Annotated in this window: 19 protein-coding genes; 16 read left to right on the top strand and 3 right to left on the bottom strand. The window is 48.5% G+C overall.

From position 1 onward, the window contains the following. Nucleotides 1–548: 548 nt before the first annotated feature. Entirely contained in the window at nucleotides 549–1,619 is a 1,071-nt protein-coding gene (locus Q354_RS0123415; protein ID WP_027859745.1) for a site-specific integrase, read from the bottom strand. Nucleotides 1,620–2,265: 646 nt separating this feature from the next. Here Q354_RS0123415 and Q354_RS0123410 point away from each other — a divergent pair. The 9 genes from Q354_RS0123410 to Q354_RS0123370 all read left to right on the top strand — a co-directional run bounded on the left by Q354_RS0123410 (nucleotide 2,266) and on the right by Q354_RS0123370 (nucleotide 8,267). Further along, on the top strand, nucleotides 2,266–2,754 hold the full coding sequence (locus Q354_RS0123410) for a DotD/TraH family lipoprotein (protein ID WP_084332736.1): 489 nt from the start codon (nucleotides 2,266–2,268) through the stop codon (nucleotides 2,752–2,754). A gap of 9 nt (nucleotides 2,755–2,763) precedes the next feature. Then, nucleotides 2,764–3,561, top strand: a complete 798-nt coding sequence (locus Q354_RS0123405) for a type IV secretory system conjugative DNA transfer family protein (RefSeq protein WP_156948482.1) — start codon at nucleotides 2,764–2,766, stop codon at nucleotides 3,559–3,561. After that, nucleotides 3,558–4,730 carry a type IV pilus twitching motility protein PilT gene (locus tag Q354_RS27740; protein ID WP_051560583.1) on the top strand — a complete coding sequence of 391 codons (1,173 nt, stop codon included), beginning with the start codon at nucleotides 3,558–3,560 and terminating at the stop codon, nucleotides 4,728–4,730. Before Q354_RS0123405 ends, Q354_RS27740 begins: the two co-directional genes overlap by 4 nt. Continuing rightward, nucleotides 4,727–5,020 carry a hypothetical protein gene (locus Q354_RS0123395; RefSeq protein ID WP_027859742.1) on the top strand — a complete coding sequence of 98 codons (294 nt, stop codon included), beginning with the start codon at nucleotides 4,727–4,729 and terminating at the stop codon, nucleotides 5,018–5,020. The genes Q354_RS27740 and Q354_RS0123395 overlap by 4 nt, the downstream gene beginning before the upstream one ends. A gap of 18 nt (nucleotides 5,021–5,038) precedes the next feature. Beyond that, on the top strand, nucleotides 5,039–5,647 hold the full coding sequence (gene parM, locus Q354_RS28915) for a plasmid segregation protein ParM domain-containing protein (protein ID WP_027859741.1): 609 nt from the start codon (nucleotides 5,039–5,041) through the stop codon (nucleotides 5,645–5,647). Between the two features lie 49 nt (nucleotides 5,648–5,696). Then, on the top strand, nucleotides 5,697–6,182 hold the full coding sequence (locus Q354_RS28910; protein ID WP_027859740.1) for an acetate and sugar kinases/Hsc70/actin family protein: 486 nt from the start codon (nucleotides 5,697–5,699) through the stop codon (nucleotides 6,180–6,182). A 5-nt stretch (nucleotides 6,183–6,187) separates the two neighbouring features. After that, entirely contained in the window at nucleotides 6,188–6,721 is a 534-nt protein-coding gene (locus Q354_RS0123380) for a hypothetical protein (RefSeq protein WP_027859739.1), read from the top strand. A 3-nt stretch (nucleotides 6,722–6,724) separates the two neighbouring features. Continuing rightward, nucleotides 6,725–7,420: a hypothetical protein gene (locus Q354_RS0123375; protein ID WP_156948481.1), complete on the top strand. Its 696-nt coding sequence runs from the start codon at nucleotides 6,725–6,727 to the stop codon at nucleotides 7,418–7,420. 235 nt (nucleotides 7,421–7,655) lie between these two features. Beyond that, entirely contained in the window at nucleotides 7,656–8,267 is a 612-nt protein-coding gene (locus tag Q354_RS0123370; RefSeq protein ID WP_027859737.1) for a hypothetical protein, read from the top strand. Between the two features lie 65 nt (nucleotides 8,268–8,332). Here the strand turns inward: Q354_RS0123370 and Q354_RS0123365 are convergent, their stop codons facing one another. Beyond that, complete coding sequence (locus Q354_RS0123365; RefSeq protein WP_027859736.1) at nucleotides 8,333–10,633, bottom strand: DotA/TraY family protein; 2,301 nt, start codon at nucleotides 10,631–10,633, stop codon at nucleotides 8,333–8,335. 84 nt (nucleotides 10,634–10,717) lie between these two features. Here Q354_RS0123365 and Q354_RS0123360 point away from each other — a divergent pair, with 84 nt between their 5' ends. The 7 genes from Q354_RS0123360 (at nucleotide 10,718) to Q354_RS0123335 (ending at nucleotide 18,939) form a co-directional block, all read left to right on the top strand. Then, nucleotides 10,718–11,191 (top strand): type IVB secretion system protein IcmW, encoded by a 474-nt coding sequence (locus Q354_RS0123360; protein WP_027859735.1) that lies wholly within the window; start codon nucleotides 10,718–10,720, stop codon nucleotides 11,189–11,191. Continuing rightward, nucleotides 11,188–11,823: a hypothetical protein gene (locus tag Q354_RS0123355; RefSeq protein ID WP_027859734.1), complete on the top strand. Its 636-nt coding sequence runs from the start codon at nucleotides 11,188–11,190 to the stop codon at nucleotides 11,821–11,823. The genes Q354_RS0123360 and Q354_RS0123355 overlap by 4 nt, the downstream gene beginning before the upstream one ends. Beyond that, complete coding sequence (locus Q354_RS0123350) at nucleotides 11,824–12,930, top strand: hypothetical protein (RefSeq protein WP_027859733.1); 1,107 nt, start codon at nucleotides 11,824–11,826, stop codon at nucleotides 12,928–12,930. It abuts the gene before it with no gap. A 109-nt stretch (nucleotides 12,931–13,039) separates the two neighbouring features. Continuing rightward, nucleotides 13,040–13,918 carry a hypothetical protein gene (locus Q354_RS0123345; RefSeq protein WP_156948480.1) on the top strand — a complete coding sequence of 293 codons (879 nt, stop codon included), beginning with the start codon at nucleotides 13,040–13,042 and terminating at the stop codon, nucleotides 13,916–13,918. A 64-nt stretch (nucleotides 13,919–13,982) separates the two neighbouring features. Further along, nucleotides 13,983–14,165, top strand: a complete 183-nt coding sequence (locus Q354_RS28395; protein WP_156948479.1) for a hypothetical protein — start codon at nucleotides 13,983–13,985, stop codon at nucleotides 14,163–14,165. Then, the gene (locus Q354_RS0123340; protein WP_027859731.1) at nucleotides 14,155–15,870 is read left to right on the top strand and encodes a hypothetical protein; all 1,716 of its coding nucleotides are present in this window, start codon (nucleotides 14,155–14,157) and stop codon (nucleotides 15,868–15,870) included. The genes Q354_RS28395 and Q354_RS0123340 overlap by 11 nt, the downstream gene beginning before the upstream one ends. 90 nt (nucleotides 15,871–15,960) lie before the next feature. Further along, nucleotides 15,961–18,939 (top strand): hypothetical protein, encoded by a 2,979-nt coding sequence (locus Q354_RS0123335; protein WP_027859730.1) that lies wholly within the window; start codon nucleotides 15,961–15,963, stop codon nucleotides 18,937–18,939. Between the two features lie 6 nt (nucleotides 18,940–18,945). Here the strand turns inward: Q354_RS0123335 and Q354_RS0123330 are convergent, their stop codons facing one another. Continuing rightward, on the bottom strand, nucleotides 18,946–19,992 hold the full coding sequence (locus Q354_RS0123330) for a hypothetical protein (protein WP_156948478.1): 1,047 nt from the start codon (nucleotides 19,990–19,992) through the stop codon (nucleotides 18,946–18,948). Nucleotides 19,993–20,086 lie beyond the last annotated feature (94 nt).

Genomic DNA, 20,086 nt, shown 5'->3' with positions numbered 1-20,086 from the left:
CGCCAACGGTCTCCATGACCGACTCATCGAGCCGTATTTTTCGATAGTTCCTACGGATTATAAAAAGCAACATGATCTGTATATTTATACAGTGCTTGTTAAACTGCAACCGTCTGGCGGGACGTCCACCAGCAAAGGCGATCATTAAATAGGATTTCTTTATGAGTAACAGCCAGGCTTTTTAACACGTTAATCAGGTTTGCCCCGCATGCCAGAAGATGACGCTAGCCTACTTTCCACCGGGCACGGCTGACTCTCGGGAGGTGATTATCTGTTCGTCCTGCCAGCATCAGTACAGGGCCGGGAGCCCGGAGTGGGCTGAGTTCATGAAAAATCGTATGAAGATCCCGACCTAAGCATCTGTGATCAATAAAAAAGCCGCACTCTAGTGCGGCTTTTTTATGCCAGATACTCGATGGAGCCAGGTTAAGGAAGGCCCTTGAAATTTAAGGCAATCCTGCAACAAGGCTTTCCTTAGATACAGACTACGATGGTGCTGGTGGATCGTAAAAGTGGTGCAGGCTGCACCACTTTTTCGTTTGGACGTACTATCGAGATGGACCGGTGTGTTGGGTGCCAGATGGCCTAGAGCTAAAGACCTGCCTCACTCGGGAGGCCTCCGCATCATCGGCCCGTGCCGGTGATCGCCCGGATCCGTAGCGCCCCTTTCCGTAGTGCTCCGTGGCGGTTCGATCCGTGCCATGCCCCATAAGGGCTGCAATGGCTCTAAGATCTGCCCTAGACGATTTAAGGTTAGCTGAGAATTGATGGCGTCCCGTATAGAGAGAAGGCCGCTTTTTACGCCGTGGCCACAGTTTTTTTGTAGCGGCGTAGATCCGGTTTTTGCAAGATTTTTGATATCGAGAGAAAGGGGATTCTTCTTCAAGGATATCCCTGTATCGATTGGGAGCCTTGTCTGAAGGAATGCCTTGGGGAAGTTCTGATGCTACGTTTTTAACAAACCCTGAATGGAGTTTTACCACCTCCCATTCTTCTTCGGTCGCTTCCGTGAGAAATATCGTTCGAGATTCTCCATTCGATCGACCATTAGAAGCTTTTCCATTCTGTACGATCAGCTTTCTTTCGTCAATATTCAGCTCGTGGCTCTCCCACTCTGATGGTCTGAGTCCGGTAATCACTCCCGCCCAAAGGAAGGCCAGTGTTTTCATGGCAAGACTTTCATAAATGGGGGCCTGATTTTTAATGCTGTCTTTTTCGGCCTGCTCCAATAGTTCATTGGCCAGGACATTAAAGTCTTTTTCCGAGATGTTTTTCGCCTTAGAAGCTGATGTACGAGTGCCTTTTTCAAGGCATCCCTCTGTACTGATTTCCTTGATACGTTCAGACAGGGCAGGATCCATCTCAATCTCCCTCATAAACCAAACCAGAGCCGCTCTCTGGCGTCTCCAGGATGCCTTACTAAGGGTGTCCCTATATGTGGTTAGCCATTTAATAAGGCCGTCCTTATCCAGGTCCCAATCCACCGCGGATTTTTGACTGTAGTTCTCAAGAAGCTTAGAGACGCGCTCTTGGTAATCCATTTCTGTAGCGCTTTCCCTTGTAAAAACAGTGTCCCATTTTTTTTGGGGTTCATTTTTACTGTGGTTTTCTCTCGTCATGTCGAATTCCGTTGCAATGCTGACAATTTATCGGCTTCCCCTTTTGATATAGCTCCCCATGTTTCAGCAACTGTTTTGGCGGTGTTGCTACAAGCGTATGGAGAGCGTTTCATTCTGCGTGCTACTGGGGGTGTTTGTAATATGTTTCATTATAAATAAGTGAAATGGAAATGGTTAGGGTAGCTAGATTGCATTATATGGTGTCGGTTTGGCCTACGCCTGCCATATATACGCCGTTATACGGCTTGATGCTGCCGCATGGGCTCTGTGCTATACGAACGCAGCCCTGCCAAGGTGGCGTGACTGGTGGTATTGCGCCCGGCAGTTGCCGGTCCAGGGCGTATCACTGGCATCCAGCTGCCTTTTACCCATGGGTTTTAGTGATTTTGGCTGCCACTTGATGTCACTTTGACACAAAGCTGAGAGAAAATGCCTGAGCGAGGGGCTTATATGGCATCTCCATGCCATCTGTATGCCAGTTAGAGGCTGCTAGTGGATTGTTCGGTATTTATGTAATGGCGATGTGCTGCTGCTGGCATCTATATGCCACATCGGTGGCAGTAGGCTGCTAGAGGGGTGTCAATTGATATTCTCTGTAATATAATTAAGCGATATTGAAATAATGCCGTGAATCTAGGGGAGATAAATGAAGACGTTTGGAATCATTGCTCTGTGCTGTGGGGTGCTGGCCGGTACTGGCTGTTCATCAAATTCCCCGCAACAAGGTGAGGGGTTGGGGCACCATGACCCAGCAGTTAAAAGGCTGGTCTCGATTAGCGAAACCATCATGGCCCAGTATGCTGCCAATGACCGATTGGCCTCAGCCCGGTACGGTGTAAAAGATGCTCCTCGTCTCGAAGTATCCAAGCTATCTCCGTCCTTACGTCGCGTCATGAGCTTCCCAGGCGGCATAGAAATTGAGATTGAGCCATTCATACTCAAAATGTCAGAACTAACTGGCTATGACTTCCTAGAGACCATGGGCGTCAAGCCGATCACGCCCATCATTGTTAACTTCCCCGACAAGATCATGACGCTAGGCGAGTACATCACTCATGCTGGTTATATGGCAGGCCACCGTGCCGACGTCATTCTGGATGACCAGCTGAAGACGATTCAGCTGGTATATAAATAGGGGGCTATTGTGTACAAAGCTCTGACAATGACGGTCATCCTCATTAGTGCCAGTGGCTGTGCAACTAATAGTAATAAAGCAAACACCAGCGTATTAGATGAATGGATCGATGTTGATTCGAATGCGTTGGCACAGCCAATTACAGAAGGCTCCCGGTACTCGGGTATGCGTGACGTTGCTATCTCCACTGGTGTGCAGGCTGGTCTTTATGATCGATCACGCGAGATCAATCGTTGGTTAAAGGCATACCACGATCGATTCTCAGTGATTTTTGATTTCAGCAATCTGCTGCTGCCGGGAAATATTCTGCCTCCGGTAGTCACTGAGACCGACGAAATCAAAGAGGTCGCAGACGGCGGTCGAATGGCACGGCGTATCCAGCGCACGTACCAGCTTGAGACGGATCCAGTGGTGGTGACCAGTCCTCCAACCTACCTGAACTATCTCTATCGAGAGTTCCAGAAACCTGAAACACCCCAGAGAGCTGCTTTGCCTCGCCCCGGAAACCCAGAGGAGCAAGAGCTATGGAATCAGTGGGTGCGCGAGGGATGGGCAATTGGTGTTCGCCAGGCAAACATGCAGTTTGACGCTAATGCTAATCGGCTGCAGCGAGATTTTGTGGGTATGCAGCGTTATCTGGAGCTTGCAGATAAGAACGTACTTTCTTTACCCAGAACATCTACTGAGGATCTTGGGGTGACCCGGTCCAAAGACGGCAAGACGCTCTATATCGGAGACGTGGTGCTAAAACTGGATGTCAATCCTGCATTTACAAAGAGCGAAGATTGGCTGGTGGTTCCGCAATGACTAAATATGTATTCGGCCACCCAGAACCGATTACCGCACAATTCGGGGTCAGTGAGTTTAATCAGCTACTTGTTCGCCTTCGGGATCGGGGATGTTCCGACATCTTCTTCAAATCCGATGACTGCATTTGGGCCAGGCTGGATGGCCGTATGACCCGTGTCACTGAAGATGAAATCGATGCAAAAATCATTCGCGAGCATATTGCGCGAGACAAAGGCGAGGGCTATGCCAACTCAATAGCAACTGGTACCCCAAGTTCTTGGGCATATCGAGTCCGTGAATCTGCTGAGCGGACGGGGCGTTTTAGGCTATCAGCAGCGTCAATCGCCGATTCATCGACCAGCACCGGCTTCAGATTAGTTTGTCGTCCGATTTCGGCGCTCCCTCCAAACTTCAATGAACTCGACTTACCCGAAGAGTTGAAATCCGCGCTTGTTCATGAAAACGGAATCGCCTTGGTTACCGGTCCGACCGGAAGCGGTAAAACAACGTGCCTGTTTTCAGTAATCTTGCATCGTCTGGTATATGGTCCAGGCGAGCATCTGGCGACTATTGAAGATCCAATTGAATTTGATCTGAACAACTTGCCAGAAGACCTTGAATCGATACGGACGGGGGTGATCGGTCAAGAAGAGTACATAACAAACGTGGCTGGTTTCTCGGTTGCGCTAAAAGGCCTATTACGCGACAACCCAGACGTCATTCTCGTGGGTGAAATGCGCGATCCGGAAACTATTCGCTTATCTCTGGAAGCTTCACTGACTGGCCATGCTGTCTACTCAACGGTGCATGTGACAGATGCCTCTTCGGCGCTGGCGCGAGTAACAATGAATTTTCCCGAGTCTGAACAAACAAATATGGCAGCAAGCCTCATCAGCTCGCTGCGCGTCATTACCTGCCAACGTCTGTTGCCAAAGCTGGGTGGTGGGCGATGCGCTATCACTGAATATGTGCTCTTCGCGCCTGAAGATAGAGAGCAGCTGAAAGTAGCTTTCATGAAGGGCGGTTTGATCGCAGCTGAAGGGGCAATAAGGGAACGAGTCGGCCAGGGAATACGTGCAATGAGCTTCACCCAGGCCGCTAAGCAGCGATTTGATCAAGGATTTATCAGTGAGCAACAGTTTGCTGAACAGCAACTGGAATTCGGAGAGTGGAGAGATCATCAATGAATCCAGAAGTTAATAAAGAACAACCGATGCAGTGGCATCGAACGGCCCTACCGCTGACGGTATTTGGTTTGCAAGGGGAGTTGATGTTTTGCGGCATCCTATGGATGGTATGGCCAACCTTTGGCATGGCTATGACGGTACTCAAGCTGTGGGGAGTTGCGATCCTGATGAAACTTCTTGGTGTCAGCTTCACCACTATTATCCCGCGTTTCAGGCGTTGGATTTTTGGAAATCGTCGTCCCATCGGGTTTGCCCGTGCTGCTATCCGCCGCATCAATGGATATCTGTAGTTTTAATAGGAGATCAACATGCTACAAATTCAATCGACACAAGAGGTTGGTTTTTTCTCAGGGTTGGATATTCACCAGTACCTGGCTTCATTGGCTGAAGTTTCTGGGCAATCGCTTTTTATGGAAATTGGCTTCCCGCTGATTGCGATCGATGATGGGTATGCAGGAATTAAAGCGTCCTGGTTGGCAGTTGAGGATGGAAAGCTAACGCTAATGAACGACTCGATTGTGTCTATGGCTGGCAGAGGCCGTTGCCTCAATTCCATAGGAAGCGGTGTACCATCTTTATATTGTAGCGACGATGCTGAGTATACGGTGAGCGCCTATCTGGACGCTTCAAAGGTCGAAGATACGCGCCATGATGACTATGGGGTAAGGCCGATCAATCGGATGCTGGTACATGCGCTGTTGAACAAGATTGGTATCACCAATGGTCAGAAAGTTGGCATTGTTACCGGTCTTCCGTTGGAGCAGTTTCTGAAAGGCAGCGATGGTATTAACCAGGTATACATTGATAGAAAGACAGCCAATATCAAGCATCCTGTAAATATCGGCATCAGAGGCGAGCCGTCCGCTGATATTGTTTTTCACGGCTGTTTTGCCGAAGCAATGGGGGGGGGCTTTTGATTATTTAGTCGATCTCAACAACCCCGTTGTGCCTGAGGGTGGCGTTTGCATGGCGATTGATATTGGTGGCAACACCACAGATATGGCCATCGTGAACCCTGATTTTAGCATTGCAGCTAAAAAGACCATTATGAAAGGGGTCAGCCACATCCGTGATCTATTGGCCGATCTCTTGGAGCCGAGACTTCGTGTGAGACCTGATTATACGATTCTGGATGATGCGCTTAAACACCGGCAAGTATCAGCTTTTGGTGGTGCTCCGGAGGATGTAAGTGATGAGGTGTCCACCGCATGCAACATAATTCTTCGTGAAATCATTGAAACGGCGAATGACTTTAAGAAGAGTTTTCCATCGTTACGTAAATATATTGGTATCGGTGGGGGATTTGCGTTGCTCAAAGAGGAAGTGGAGAAAAACTATCAGAGTGTGAGCTGTGTAGAAAAGCCGGAGTACGGCAATGCTGATGGCTTCTTGAAGCTGTTGATCTTTACCCAATTGGATAAGGTTTACGCAGTCGTGAAAGCTGAGAGGTAGGAGGCATGAATTCCGGTAAGAAAACCACACGGCTCACGCTTTCTGAGCTAGAGGGGAAGCCAGGTAGCACACGGCTGATGGATTACGCTGGAGGCTTTGCACAGAACAGTCGTGATAAACCGCGCGTATTCACTGAAATGGCGATGGCAGGGTTGGTTGTCAAAGAGGCTGGGTTGCTGGATCTTTTCCTATTTTTGGCAAATGAGAATGCGGTAAAAGGCCGCGCAGCATCTCGCGATGATGTTGTACGGCTGCTACGCAGCTTGTCAGATGAAGTCGCTGAACCAGAGATGGTGTCTCCATCAGTACCAAGACAGGTTGAAGCACGCGCTCCGCAGACGGCTTCACCAGCTCAGGTGCCGGCCCCTCCAAGCATTGCTGAAGACGTTCGATTACCTGCAGCGGGAACTACTTTAGATAGTGCTGAACTGGAGCGCGAAGCGGATCCCATCCAAGCGCAACATGAAGATCAAGCGGTTCCGCCTGAGACAGTGAAACAGTTTAAGCCACTTGCTGGCTTTAGCGTCACGATGGGGTGATGTATGCGACTTATTTTTCAGAGATGTTTACTAGTAGTTGCAACAATTGCTGCGATGGAGACACAGGCAGGGGTTCAGATTATCTATGGCGAGAATTCTGCACCTGTTCCCAAATCCGAGCGATTGGGGGTCGTTATGCCCGAGCCAGTTATGGTTGAGATGCCAGGCCTGCAAGTCCCACCGCCTGAGCCTCAACCTACAATTGAGTTGGGAGATCACATGGCCATGGTTGCTAACAATAAGGACCGGATTATCCAGCACTATGGGGAGATTCCCCCGATCTTACCGCCGGTGACATTATTTGGTGTCGATCTGCCACTTTGGTCCGCGTTGGAGATGATTGTCCCGGAAGGCTGGCAAGTTTTTGCGGACAAGACCAAGGTTAATATTCGTAAGAGAACAGAGTGGAATATTCGTGATCAGACTTGGATTGAGGCTCTGTATAGCATTGCGGTTTCCCATGAGCTTTATGCAGAAGTCGATTGGAAGAAGCGCCTGGTAGCCATCCACCAGCGAGAGGTATTGGTCGATAACTTTAAGCCTGATGTTAAGCAGGAGCTGGTCAACGTTACATTAGAGAATGGGATGGAGATACCTGAGGGTGCTGAAGGTATCCTGATTATCAACGGCAAGGCAATGAAAATAAGGAAGGATATTAAATCCAACTGGGATGGCGACGGTGGGTTCTCATCACGATAAAGCGGTTTATTTTTATTAAACATTTTGGCCTAGTAATAACTAGGCTTTTTTTTGCCTGTTATTAACCATGCAGTGGCATCACGCAGTTAAGGTCGTGACAGTGTTTGGCATCTATTTGCCAAATAGGTGGAAGGTATTTGTATTAAATATGGCAACTAGTGGTTAAAAGCTTGCTATAAAATAGCGCTTGTGCGAATATTATAAAAAGGGAGTTTTATGCCTTAAGGAGGTTGAAATGAGTGTTTCAGAAAAGAAGTGCTTTAATTTATTTGGCTTGAAAGCTGCTTGGCGGGTCTGGGCTGTTATTGGGTACCTGTTTGCCAGTTTCTTCTGGATGATTCTTTTTTCAGATAATAGGCCAGCCTCACATGCACCGATGGAAATAGTTGGTGCGCACGAGATCGTGTGGTATTGGATCTTGAACGGGGCTTTGGGTTCGGCCTATCTATATATAGCGTTATCTGTTGTTCGTGCTTTGCTCAATAAAAAATCAGTTACAGCCGTAGCATTATCTGTTTGGCTGTGTGGCCTCTATATGGGGTTTAGCCAGGCTGGTATCGAGCTGAAGCTTGATGGTAGCGCGATGGCTGGTGTAAAGCCCGTTGTGACTGTTCCTGAATACCTGAAGCGGGATATTGTAGTTGGGAGTTATGTAAACGGAATTCGCAGATTCAAGGAGGAGGAGGGAGAGTATAAAAATTACTCAGACACTATGCGGGATTTGTATACTGTTTACTTGGAAGCTCGAAAAAAGAATGAAGACTTTGAGAGTTTTAAAAATGGTGTTTATGAATCAATAGTCGGTACAAAAGCACCGAAAAGTAAGGTGGTGTCGCTGGACCTCTGAATCATATCTCAAATCAAAAAAGCCGCCTTCGGGCGGCTTTTTCATGTCCAGAATTTCTCCTTCTTTTAGAAATGGCGATCCATCCGTTGATCATCGCTGATATCCGGCATACCTGAAGAGGCGCTAATGCCATCAGTCGCCTGTCCGCTTGGCCCAGGTGTTGATCTGCTGACTTCTTTAATATGTTGAGTAACACCACCCATCTTGCTATCACCAGCTTGGTAGATGCCTTCGCCACCGCCGCTGATAGGAGCTTGGATGAGCTTAGGGATTTCGTCAGGGATTTCATGCAGCAGATTGAATACCCGCGATACAATCACCTGCAGAACGACATATAGCATCCCGACGGCAAATAGATTGCCCAGCAAAGCAACATAGCCTTGGTTCATGCCATCAAAATACATCCAGATCATTCCTATGATCGGAGTCATGCCATTTAGTATGAGCAGTGCCGTTGGGTAGGTCAGGATCAGAATGATAGGTCTGGTAACAACCGAAATCAGCACGGCATAGCCCGCCCGACCTGTAGTGCCTGAAATACCGTCACCCTCCGGCATGGCGTGTGCAGCCGCCCAAAGCGCCGTTCCGAACATGATCATTACCACTTGACCGATCCAGGTGATAATCGATAGAAGCCAAATGATGGCTGGCTGCAAAGGTATCCAGTATGCCATCAGCAGCCCCAGGATCAGCAAAGCGATAAGAGAGCCTGCAATCCACTTATATAGTAGGCCGATCATCTGATCATTGAGTAGAGCGCCTGAAATCACATCAGCAGCGGTTTGAGCGCCTTTAATAACTGCAGCCGCAGCGCCTCCAAAAAGTGGAATGCCTGAAGCAGCTCTTGCTGCAGCATCGGCAGCAGCTTCGGCAGCTTCGTCGGTGGCTCTCTCCATGGCCAAAGCTGTTTGTATGGATAGCAAGGCTGTGCTGGAGAAGATGATCAGGTTATGACCAAGGTTTTGTATATTGGTCAGTGCATCCTGGTCCTCGTTATGCAGTACAAGCAACTGTTCTCTTGCTTTAATGCCTATAATCGACAAACTGTCGGCCGGTTCTTCAATAAAGAACGCACCTAAGTCGATCAATCCTTCCTTAAGTTCTTGGGATGGATTCTCAGTTGAGTTGTTCTCTTCTTCAACTACTCGAATAGCCTGAGGTTCGTGGTAGGTTGGCGCGATTTTCGACAGGCTTGCCATGAACTGCATGGCGCGAATCTGAGCCGGTAGGTAGAACCCTTGCATGATCCAGCCAGGGCGGTATTGCTCTGAATCTAAGGGAGCTTCACCTGAGATAATTTTGTTGAGATGTTTGGTAACCTCGCTGTTGTATGTGCTGCGAATGGCGTTTTCTAAGGTGTACACAATTTCCTGCAATAGTACTTTGTCGTAGCTGATTACAGGGCTTTTGAACTTGTGAGATGAGGGGGAGATTTTAAGGCTTGGGGAGCTATTTGCCTCCAAGCTTCGAAGCACTTCAACTACTGCAGAGTGATAGGCAATAACGGCTTTCTTAGCGGACTCTCTTTTTACCGCATTCATTTGATCGTGTGATTCAGTGATCCAAGATGTAGCAGAGTCGCTTGAGTAGTCGTGAGCGTCATTCGCAATACCTGAGAGATCAAGTCGTACGCTTCCGCACGCGGGTTGGCCAGTAGAATAAGGCACCCTTCTGTCATAGCGAACCTCGAAGAAGTAGTCGGAACTTGTGCTGGTTACCCCGTCAATTAGCTCGTTGCTCGTATCGATCGGCCCTCCAGTATGCTCCTGGTTCTGGACATATCTGCAGATCTCCATTTTGTAGAGCTGTCGGGCGAGGGGGATAAGGCTATTTCTGTTTGGCGTGAATTCTTGAATCCCTCCGTTTGCGATCGTATAGGCGTTACCCGCCATGGCGGTCATATCTGCTATATGGGTTGTGTAAACGACAAATGTCATTACCAGCTTTTGCGCGAGTGACCAGCCACCTACGGCGGGCATGAGTCCAATGATCGATCCACCCGTTCGGATTGGTACCCAAGTGCTGTTGTAACGTTTACTGAGTAGTGATCCTTCTGTGCCGGCATCAATGCCTCGTGAGACGAATAGGATAAACAGCATCGCACCGAGAATGGTCATAACGCCGATGTTGTAGACCGCCATCATCGCACCCAGCATCCCGGAAGCACCATCTGCTGAAGCGGTTTGCCCAGCAGCATCATGGACGATACCTCCGAGAACCGCTCTAAGAATCTGGATGCTTCGGCTTTCTTCCAAAGCTCCGTCTTTCCACACTTGGTTCATCTCTTCAATCGGATTTGCGTACGCAAAGCTAGAGCAGAGTAGGAAAATAACGGCCGCTAGACGACTTATTCTGTATATATTCATGTCCTAAATGCTGCTTGTTGGGTTAAAAAAGTATTATTATATTAAAAATACTGTGGCTCAATATCCACAAGAACGAGGTTCTTTATGCAAAACCCTCGCGGTCATACAGACGATTACTGGCAACAATTTGGGGCTGAGACATCAGCGCTGGTTCGCCGCATGACAGAGTTCGAAGACTGGACAAAGGGCGATGATACAGAGCAGATTGCTGAGGCTATCAGAGTATTCTTAGCTTCCAGCAACGGTATGCTTGATACGCTCGATGATGATCAGATGATAACGGCGATGGCGCTATTAGCGTTCTTGCCTGCGGACAGGGCGCTGATTCATATGATGAATTTATATGAGAAGGATATAAATCTCTTCGACTCAATGTTGCGAATAGTCAACGATAATCCGCCTCTGCTGGCATACGCGAAAGTGATGCAGGGCCGGCTTATCACGTTGCATCGTCACCGAGTGCTGAGCGAGGTCTTCAGTCCGGAGAACTTCGCAGCCGCAAAAATGGCGTTGGCTGTTGCGACAAAAAGAATGCAAAGAGTGGGGGGGGCAGCGTGAAAAAATGTCTGGTAGCCCTATCGGTAGTGAGTGCTTTGTTTGCCTCTGCTCCTGCACTGTCGGCGATAGCCGATCCTGAACGGTGTGTTGGTCTTGTGGAAGCTGCAGAGAAAAAGCGCCAACACGAAAAGGCCAAGGCCGTTGCCGAGGCGAGCGCGATTCAGGGAGGTGGTGAAGACTTAGGCACAATGTCATGTATGGACAACCTGATGGGCGTGAATTTCAATTTTTTCCAAGGTATTCCGTCTATATCGAGTCTTGTAAGTTCGTTGGCCTCTCAAGTACAGGATGAAATTAGCAACACAGTTTGCGATTACTCCGATGATCTGCAAAGTCAGGTCAATAGCTTCCTGACTTGTACTGCCAGTGTGGATGTGGATGTAAGCGCTGGGTTGCCAAACCCTAATTCACCGGAACTGCAGAACTGCTTGGGGGCCGGGAATGCGTTCGATTTCAACTATTCCGGCCAGGTCGGATCATCATCTTCTGATGTCCGGACTGTATCGAGTGGAGCAACTGTTAGTACTGGGGCTCAAGTTCAATCAACGAGTTCTAAAGGCACTTCCGGTAGTTTCAACACGTTAGAGCAGGGTATTCGTGACAATTGGAAAGCTGTATTGGGGGTCGAGTAAATGTGTATCAAATTCAAGCGAAGTAAGTTGGTTTATAGAATCGCGCTTAGTGCCGTGTTTGTGACCCCATCAATTAGTCATGCCTGCAGTGGCTGCCAGCAAACCAGAATATTTGGCCAAGAAGAAGCGGCTGAAGTCCAGAGTTCCACTCAAGCGATTGGTAACTTGGCGTCTCAAGTTGCCCAGGGGTTTACGTCGATCGTTAGTTCCGTTGTTTTGGGAACGGAAATGCTGGCGAACACAGTTCAGGCTAGTTCAGCGACTATAAGCCAGGAGGTTAAAAGATCTACCGAAGCAAACAGCCGCTTAATGGAAGCTATGGATGCGAGTGAAAATGCACGAATGCAGGCGGCGTTTGTGCAAGAGCATAAGCAGAAGGCTGATCGTACCTATGGGGCGGAAAACATGCCTGCTGAAGCTTGCGAGGCCTTTGCTCACTCGGATGAATTGATTGAAGCATTGAATCAAATCAAGCCTCTAAAACAGCTGATACAAGAGAACCGCGAGGCTAAACGTGTTCTGTTTGATGCGGCCCGGGAGGGCCATACCTCAGTTCTGAGAGAAAAGTATCTGGTAACCAGGTTGCAAGAAGTTTCTGCCGAAAGTGACCTGTCAAAGCTGTCGCTAACAACTGAGGAAACGCAGAAGGCTATTGAATGGGCATCATTGGTAACTGAGCCAGAACCGCCGGTGTCAATCCGTGATGAAAATGGCGATCTAAAAGTACTCTCAGGTGTTGCCACACCTCAGCAGGTTAGGACTACAACCGAAGTATTGCTCTATGAAGAGCACATGAAACCAGTGAATGAAGCTTTCGACAATAGCATTGCCTTGAAAGCCCCTGCTATATCAACACCGGATGGCGAGTATTCGGTGCTGTCGTTTATGGCAGGCTCTGCTGCCGATGCTTTCGATAAAGAGCGCCTCGAAGAGCTTGCGGCAAGCTCTCCGGCAGCGACTTTGCGATCCCTTGTGAGGGGGCAGCAAATGGAGAACTGGACCAAGTTCGAATCACTCAAGGTTAAGTTAAACAGCGCTATGCTACTGGCGCTGCCGATGATTCAGCACCAGGCTGCGTTTGTCCGGAACCAAGGCTTCGAGGGCTGATATGCGAAAATCCCTTCGAGCGACCATATTCGCTGTCTCACTTTATGCATCAAATAGCTACGCCGTTTGCCCTGACTGCGGATGTGATACTGCGTGTGTGCTGCCCACTGTGGCAAGTGCCAAAGCTCAATTGGCGAGTTTGTGGGCTACCTATCAAGCTGCATTTGAGGGGCTGGGCCAAGAGATTGATGCCGGATTTAACTCTACTGACCAAGCCCTTAACCGACAGCAGGTCACACTAGAAAATGCGGTGGCTGCGCTGGGAGGACAAGTTCAGTCTGAAATAAAGCGAAGCACCTCCGCGACTCAACGACTGATGGAAGCCCAGGCGCTAAGCCGGGAGAGCCGAGAACAACAGCTTTATGTTGTGAAGGGCAAGTTACAAGCTGATGAAGATGCGGAGATCCCAGAAGGTCTGAAGTATGCCTATGCAGCTCCTGAGGCGTCAGAGATTTTTTATTTAGTGGAAGCTCAGGTGAATGAAAGCATTCAGTGGTGGCTAGATCCGGAGAATAGGGTCACGGCAGAAAAAGACTTGATAGTAGCCCTGACAGACGATGACGAAGAAAGCTCACACGCGGATAAGCTATCTGCCGGTAGAGAAAAGTATGTCGCCTTGTTTTTTGGGGTTGACCAAAACCCAGTATCGCATTCCAACGTGAGTTACGAACTAATGAAAGACCCTATGGAAATTTTTGCCCGTAAGTTGGCTTGGGAGTCTGAAATTACTATTGGGGAAAGTCAGACATCTTTGATGGAGTATCTGCGTAATCAGGTTGAAAACCCTCACACAAAAGATGGTGTTTTGGATATATCAGGTGGAGAGCCTGAACTTCTAAAGCTGCTAGAAATAGAGAGAAGAAAAAGCCAGCTAATCGATTTCCTTCATTTTCAAATTGATGAAAATATTAACCGGGTTTTAGCTGGAGCAGCGGCGAGTGCCAATCAAGCCAAGATAGCAGTTGTAAACATGAATTCAGCGAATTAAACCACAAATATGTGGCGATAGTTCTAAGTCAAAAAGTACATTTTGTGGTTATATCGAGGTCAAAATGATGAATACAGAAAATGAGAAAGGAATCTCTTTAGCGGATGAGATTTCATTTTTGGCGGAAGTTGAAGCAGGTGGCCATATAGAAGTGATATACCCTTTGGGTCAAGCTGTTCCGGTTACACCTTCATCAGCTCACCACGACGAGGTCGAATTTGTTCAGGAGGCGACAAATGAGTGCTAATCATTTAGAGAAGTACATAGAAAGCCATCCGGATATAGCGAGTTCTTGGGATCGTTTTATTACCGATGGCCTTTCGGACATTTCTGATCAGGAACTCGTTGACTATATACAGCAGTCACTAGATAAAGGGCTGGCTGACCTGATTATTCGTGAACAGTTCGAACGATATATAGGGGTTCAGCTGGTTAGTTCGGATCTGGAAATAAACACTGGGGAAATACCCGCTCCAGACCACGCAGAAGTCGAACCGTCAGAGACTTTCGTAGATGAGAGTGTTCCAGTTTCCAAGCAAGAGTTCATCGATAGCTTTGGAGACTCGCAACCAGAAACTGTTTATAGTCCTATCGAGGATGACGTAGGCTACGAAGTAGTTGCCGATACTACTGGTGCTGCATTTAATTTGGCCGAAGAGTTAGAGCAGGTTGGCTACAGTAATGACTCTGAGTACTTCGAACGTGATGTAAGTGAAGCAGCTACCGCTTCTTTTAGCGATCCTGCGACCGCTGGCGATCAGATCCCGGATCTCGACTGGAGTGATGTCGAGCCCGAGCCGTTAGAAAATGATATCGGTACAGACGCTTCAAGCAGTACCTATACAGCGTTTAACTTAGCCGAAGAGCTTGAGCATGTAGGCGTTCAGGATATCTACAGTGACGACACGGAACAGCGGAACACCGTTGACCATGACGCTAGCCAATCGTTGGTTGAGCCCTCTACCGAGCCTAAAACGACTACCAGCCAGGCTTTGGACTGGGGAGACATTGATTATCCCAGCGAGCCAGAGCGTGCCGAGGATCTATCAGGCGACGATGGCGATGTTCATCGTTCCGCACAGCATAGTGCAAAGCAGCCTGAAACTGCGTCTGCAGAAACGGGTGGTACTGACCGCTCCAAGTCCCATGGCCGCGTAGTGTCACAAACTACAGATGCTCCTCATATGCCTCACTATGAGGGCAGAGCTGGTGGGATGCTTGGGCAGATGTTAGGGCGAGCTGTTGTAGGGATGACTACCTCGCTTACACATTTCGGCACTAACTTCGGCACCGAGATATATAACTCTGCCCAGAATGCGCGTGAAAGCTTTAGTCGTTGGCGTGATCAACGTAAAGGGATGTCCAGCGAAGCTGTTCGCGAACAGGTAGCATCCTTCCAGGAGAAGAAGCTGCAGTCAAAGCTGAACTTGATTGGCAGTACTTTCGCCCAGGTGTCTGAGATTAATGAGTTTCTGCAAGATAGCGGTGATCTGGGAATTTCTATTTCAGAGTTGGCCAAAATGGCTTCCAACAACGATCCGGCAGCGATTCTGGCTAAGAAACAGGTGAAAAAGTGGGCAGCATCCGAGGCTTACAATACGTTAGTTGATCTCGTCAATGAGAGTTCGCACAGTTTCACTGCACTGGATATGGTCGTTGATCGAGTCACAGCACAAGCTAGAATTATGGGGTGGAGCGATGAACAGATAGAAGAACGTATCATTGATCCGTTTGAAGCCGTTGCAGAGCAGCTTGAGCAGGTTGCCCCTGAGTTGAAGGAAATCAGCAATGTACTGGACGACGCTGAACCAGGATCAGATGCTGGGCTGAGCCTCAAAGAGGCAGTCTCTGGCCTGGCGAACGTAATAGACAATATAAAATCGCTCATTAATGATCTGATTTTGAAATTCACTAATAGATCACCCACAACATCACTTTCCCCGGGTATGTAGTGTCGGAAGACGCTACCTATCAATCTGTGAGCCCGCCACAGGGCTCATATTTCTTCAGTATTTCTTTGACCTACTCTGCAGTACAGAACTATGGATAGTACGTTTAGATTCGGTCTGTGCCCAAATCTCTCAGGATATGGTGCAGATACAAAGGTTATCGTTCTTAATGGTCAGGTTTCCGTTGAGGTTAGTCAGTGTTCTGACAAAGCCAGATCATTGCTTATTGGCAGCGGCTGTTTCGTCGGTATTGGCGATAATTTCTATCCAACTACGTTTCTAACAACGGACGCTTGGAAAAGCATATTTCCAGGTATTGCTTTCGACGTAGTAGATCCTCAAGGCGAATTCGTCATCTGTCCGGCTGACCAAGGGATTGAAGCCCGGGCGATCTTCATTGAGCTGCCTGATCGCGTAGCCACCGTAGCTATAGATAACGTTGATCGAGAAAAGAAGCATCTTTTACTGGATACAGGGTTGTTTCTTGCCGTTGGTGAATGCCTGCTAGCCACTAGCCAATTGAGCATGGATGACTGGCTCTCAGTGCTCCCGACATCTGATTTAACTGTAGTGAACGCTGTAGACGAATATGCCATTGCTCCGCTGATCAGGGCTGATAGCCAGGGGCATTGCCAAGTCTTCACAATCAATCAGCAGATAACAGTCATACTCAGTGAACTATCTGAAGGCATTGCGCTAAAGCTGCGTGAGTCAGGTCATTTTTCCGAGGCCTCTGGTACATTTTATTCGCGAAAGACACTTCTATTGGATGATTGGCTCCAGTTGATTGATGACTGTGAAGTTGTGTTGAAGCAGTCTGAAAAACAGGTTGAAACCAGTGCAATCGGAAAAACGATTGCTCCACCAGCTGAGTTTACCGAACGACTCCAGCTGATCTCTGATGACCTCCTGACCGCCCAAGCTAACGAAATCCTCGCGCTAAACGGTATCCATCCTCGCAGGCTAAGGACGCTACTTTCAAGGGGGATTCTCGCAGATGGTTTGGCGGAGATTGTTTTAGCCCTGACTGAATGCTTCTTGCTGGAAGCCCCTGATGATGGTGATCTCGTTCGCTATCTTCATGAGATCTGCCTTGCGGCAGGCATAGAGAACTCGTTACCCGTATCTCCAGAAAAAGTAGTGGGTGGTATATTGGATGAGGGGAGGGATCCTAAGCTATTGCAGCTACTGCCTAAATACCTGTCGAAAAATAGCAGTGGTCGTCATGTTGTCTCCATTGATCCATTTGGTCTTAGCGTGATGCACATTGATGTAGGGGCGGGAGCAAGCTATTCAGAGTCGTTTATCGATGCTGAAGCCTTGTGTGCCCACCTGAAGCGGCATTCATACTTCCAAAGTGTGTCTCAAGACATTCAGGCTCAAGCTGGATCACTTGTAGCTTCTACAGAAGAGCCGGCCCTCAATGCTGAGGGTGGTGAAGTTGATCCTCCTGATGATCTTACTCTGTTGAATTGGGACGATAGTGGTAGCACTTTTGATCAATCGGGGGAGCAGCTAAAAAATGCTTTGGATCAGGATTTGGAAAATCTAACAAAAGGATATGACCAACTCCTGGTACGACGAAAGCTCTTGGCACTTCTCGAAGATGTGGATGGCGCTGAGTACCAACAAGCTTTTCGCGAGGAATTGCTAGGCTTGGTGCCAGGTCCAGCCAACCCCACACTCGATTATTGGATCGCGTTAAAGCAGTTGCTCCAGCTGGCACCGCTTTCGCAGGACAAGCCATTGGAGAATATTGAAGAATCAGGCTTTTTCTCTCAGATGCCCGCTACCGCGGATAGTTTAACTGCTGAAGGCCAGGCGTGGCTGTCCAACCTGTTTGCTGTGCCGGATGATTCGAATCGCAAGGTAGCCAAGTTACTTCGGTTCCTGACGTTTCCAGGGTTTAACTCAACAATCCATGAGCATGGTTCCTGGTGGTTTCTTGGTGGTGTTTTTCAAAATGATGCTGCCGGATCCTGTTCATGGACGTTGGTCTCCGGCAATGGCTCAGTTTCAGCCAGCAACAAGCCCCAGCTATCATTGAAGGTATGGGAGGCTGTCTGTCGTAAAAACCTTAGGGCTGTCCGGCAATCACGGGATCAAGCCGACTGGGAGGTTCGGCTTAACGTCGGTGATGGAACTGACTACTTTTATCTGCTGGAAACTGGATTTGAATCGAGGGAGAAGGCCTTAGATTGGATGAACAGTCCAAGCGCGGATACAGCGCTTACCCATCTACTTTCTAGTTCCAGCCCACGACGAAAGCCCACTCCTCAGGGCCAAGTAGCAAATGACCATACTGCAATCGGTATTTTGCCGATGGAACGTGATTACCCGGGTTTAGAAAGGGCCTCTGATTCGTTTCTGTATATGATGGCCATCCTTGGCCATGCATGGGGACTCGATGCTGATCAGCTGACCTTCAACCGCTCATTAACTGTCGAAGCAAGTGGCAGCGTGGATTATGTCAGCGCCTCCTGGTTAATCGGTGAGCCGGTTAAGTTTTCCCGTGGTGAGATTGCTTATGTGTGGGCAAGGTTACTATTTCGGTGGATTGATGCAGGATCTGACCGATTTGGTTTGAATACCGATAACGATGCTCTGAAACCGGCTTTTCAACGGCTGCGGTGCCTGCCTGTGCCGTTTTATCCGCGTAACTACTGCAGTTGGTCCAGAGCGATTACGGATGCGTTACAGGAGCTTGGAGGGGATCTAGCTACTGTTGAGAGTTTAAGCTACTCAGATGAGACGCTACCGCTACTTCTTGAAGCACGGAAACTAGTCGAGTTTACCTCAGCTTCGCATTACCGCTTGAATGACTGGCTGGTGGACACCGCCAAGGCGTGTGAGGCGTCTAATGAGTGGGCGGGATATCGAAATGAAGCGCTGTTTACAAGAAGCTTTGAGGGCGCTACAGGGTGGATACTTTCACAGCTTGGCATCGAAGGTAATAGTGTCGCATTTGCAGCGAGCAACAGACGCCAGTTAAAGCGTCACTATTACCCAAACCATAGTGAGTATATGGAGATCATTACGGGCTTTCGGTTACTGATGGGTGAGGCTTACTAGAAAGCCTCACTCTGTATCTGGCCAGCCTTTGGCTTCAGCAAGCTTCTCCAATGAGATGTTTCTGGATGCTGCCTCTTCCTCAATACAGCTTATCCAAATACTGAATTCTTTTTTGCTCATTGTATTGAGCAACTGAATCGTACGCTGGATCGCTGGAACTATCTTCTTGCCCCTGCGAAGGCGAATAACGGTCGTATAGGCCCGGCCCAGCAGGACTCCTTCGTGAAGGTAACGAGGCAATGTAGCTGCTCTGCTCACATAAGAGGCTTCGAAGTCACGGTATTCCAGCGGGTCTGGCAACTGGGAGATTGTTCTTCTTTCCGCTGGTGGGACCGATCGTTGTTCTTCATCCATGGTGATTAGCAGGTAGCGAATCAACAGACATGTCAGGACATCATTGATCGGTTCTGTTGGAACGGAAGTAAATTGTCTGATCTTGGGCATGTATAGGCCCAGAAGGAACTGCAGGTCCAGGTAATCATAGAGTTCTGAGTCTCTAAGATTCAGTATGTGCTGGCCAGTAATACGGTTATGGTCTGAAACGGGCGTCGGCCACCCTCTCTTATCGATAAGGTCATCCATCTTTAGTCCACGACAAGCCGCTTCCTGCTCCAGGCACGTGATCCAGGTTTCAATGGTGCCTTTCTCGGTCAGCAGCGCTGCAATAATCGTTTGAGCGCGCCGAACTGCAGGGATGAGCGTTGCTCCCTGCTCATAGCGCCGAATACTACTTTCCTGCTTGCCAAGCAGGATTCCGAAGTACTCATAGCTGGCAGGAAAAGGGATGTAGCGAGCCTTTCTTTGCACCAAACTGACGATGTCTGAAAAAGAAATATCATCTGCTAGCAAAGGCCGACGTGATATTTTACTGAAGTAGCGTATCAACAAGCAGGTGTTAGTGTCTGAGATAACGTTGTCGACGTTTTTCTTAGACGAAATTTTGGACAGCTTAGGCGCGAACAATCCTAGTAAATACTGGAGCTCCAGGGTATCGAAGTAGGAATCCTTAAGCTCGATATAATCATGACCTGTTACTCGTTTCGCAGCTCGCACGTTATACACCCTTGCCTTTCATCCAGTCTCAGTAAGTTGGCCACATAAATCACATAAAGCCAATATAGTACTATTAATGCTGTAAATCCGTGAA

The organism is Marinobacterium jannaschii DSM 6295, from assembly GCF_000620085.1.
Classification (GTDB): domain Bacteria; phylum Pseudomonadota; class Gammaproteobacteria; order Pseudomonadales; family Balneatricaceae; genus Pontibacterium; species Pontibacterium jannaschii.
The sequence above is the reverse complement of the archived record's forward strand: the minus strand, read 5'-3'. Positions and strand labels throughout refer to the sequence as shown.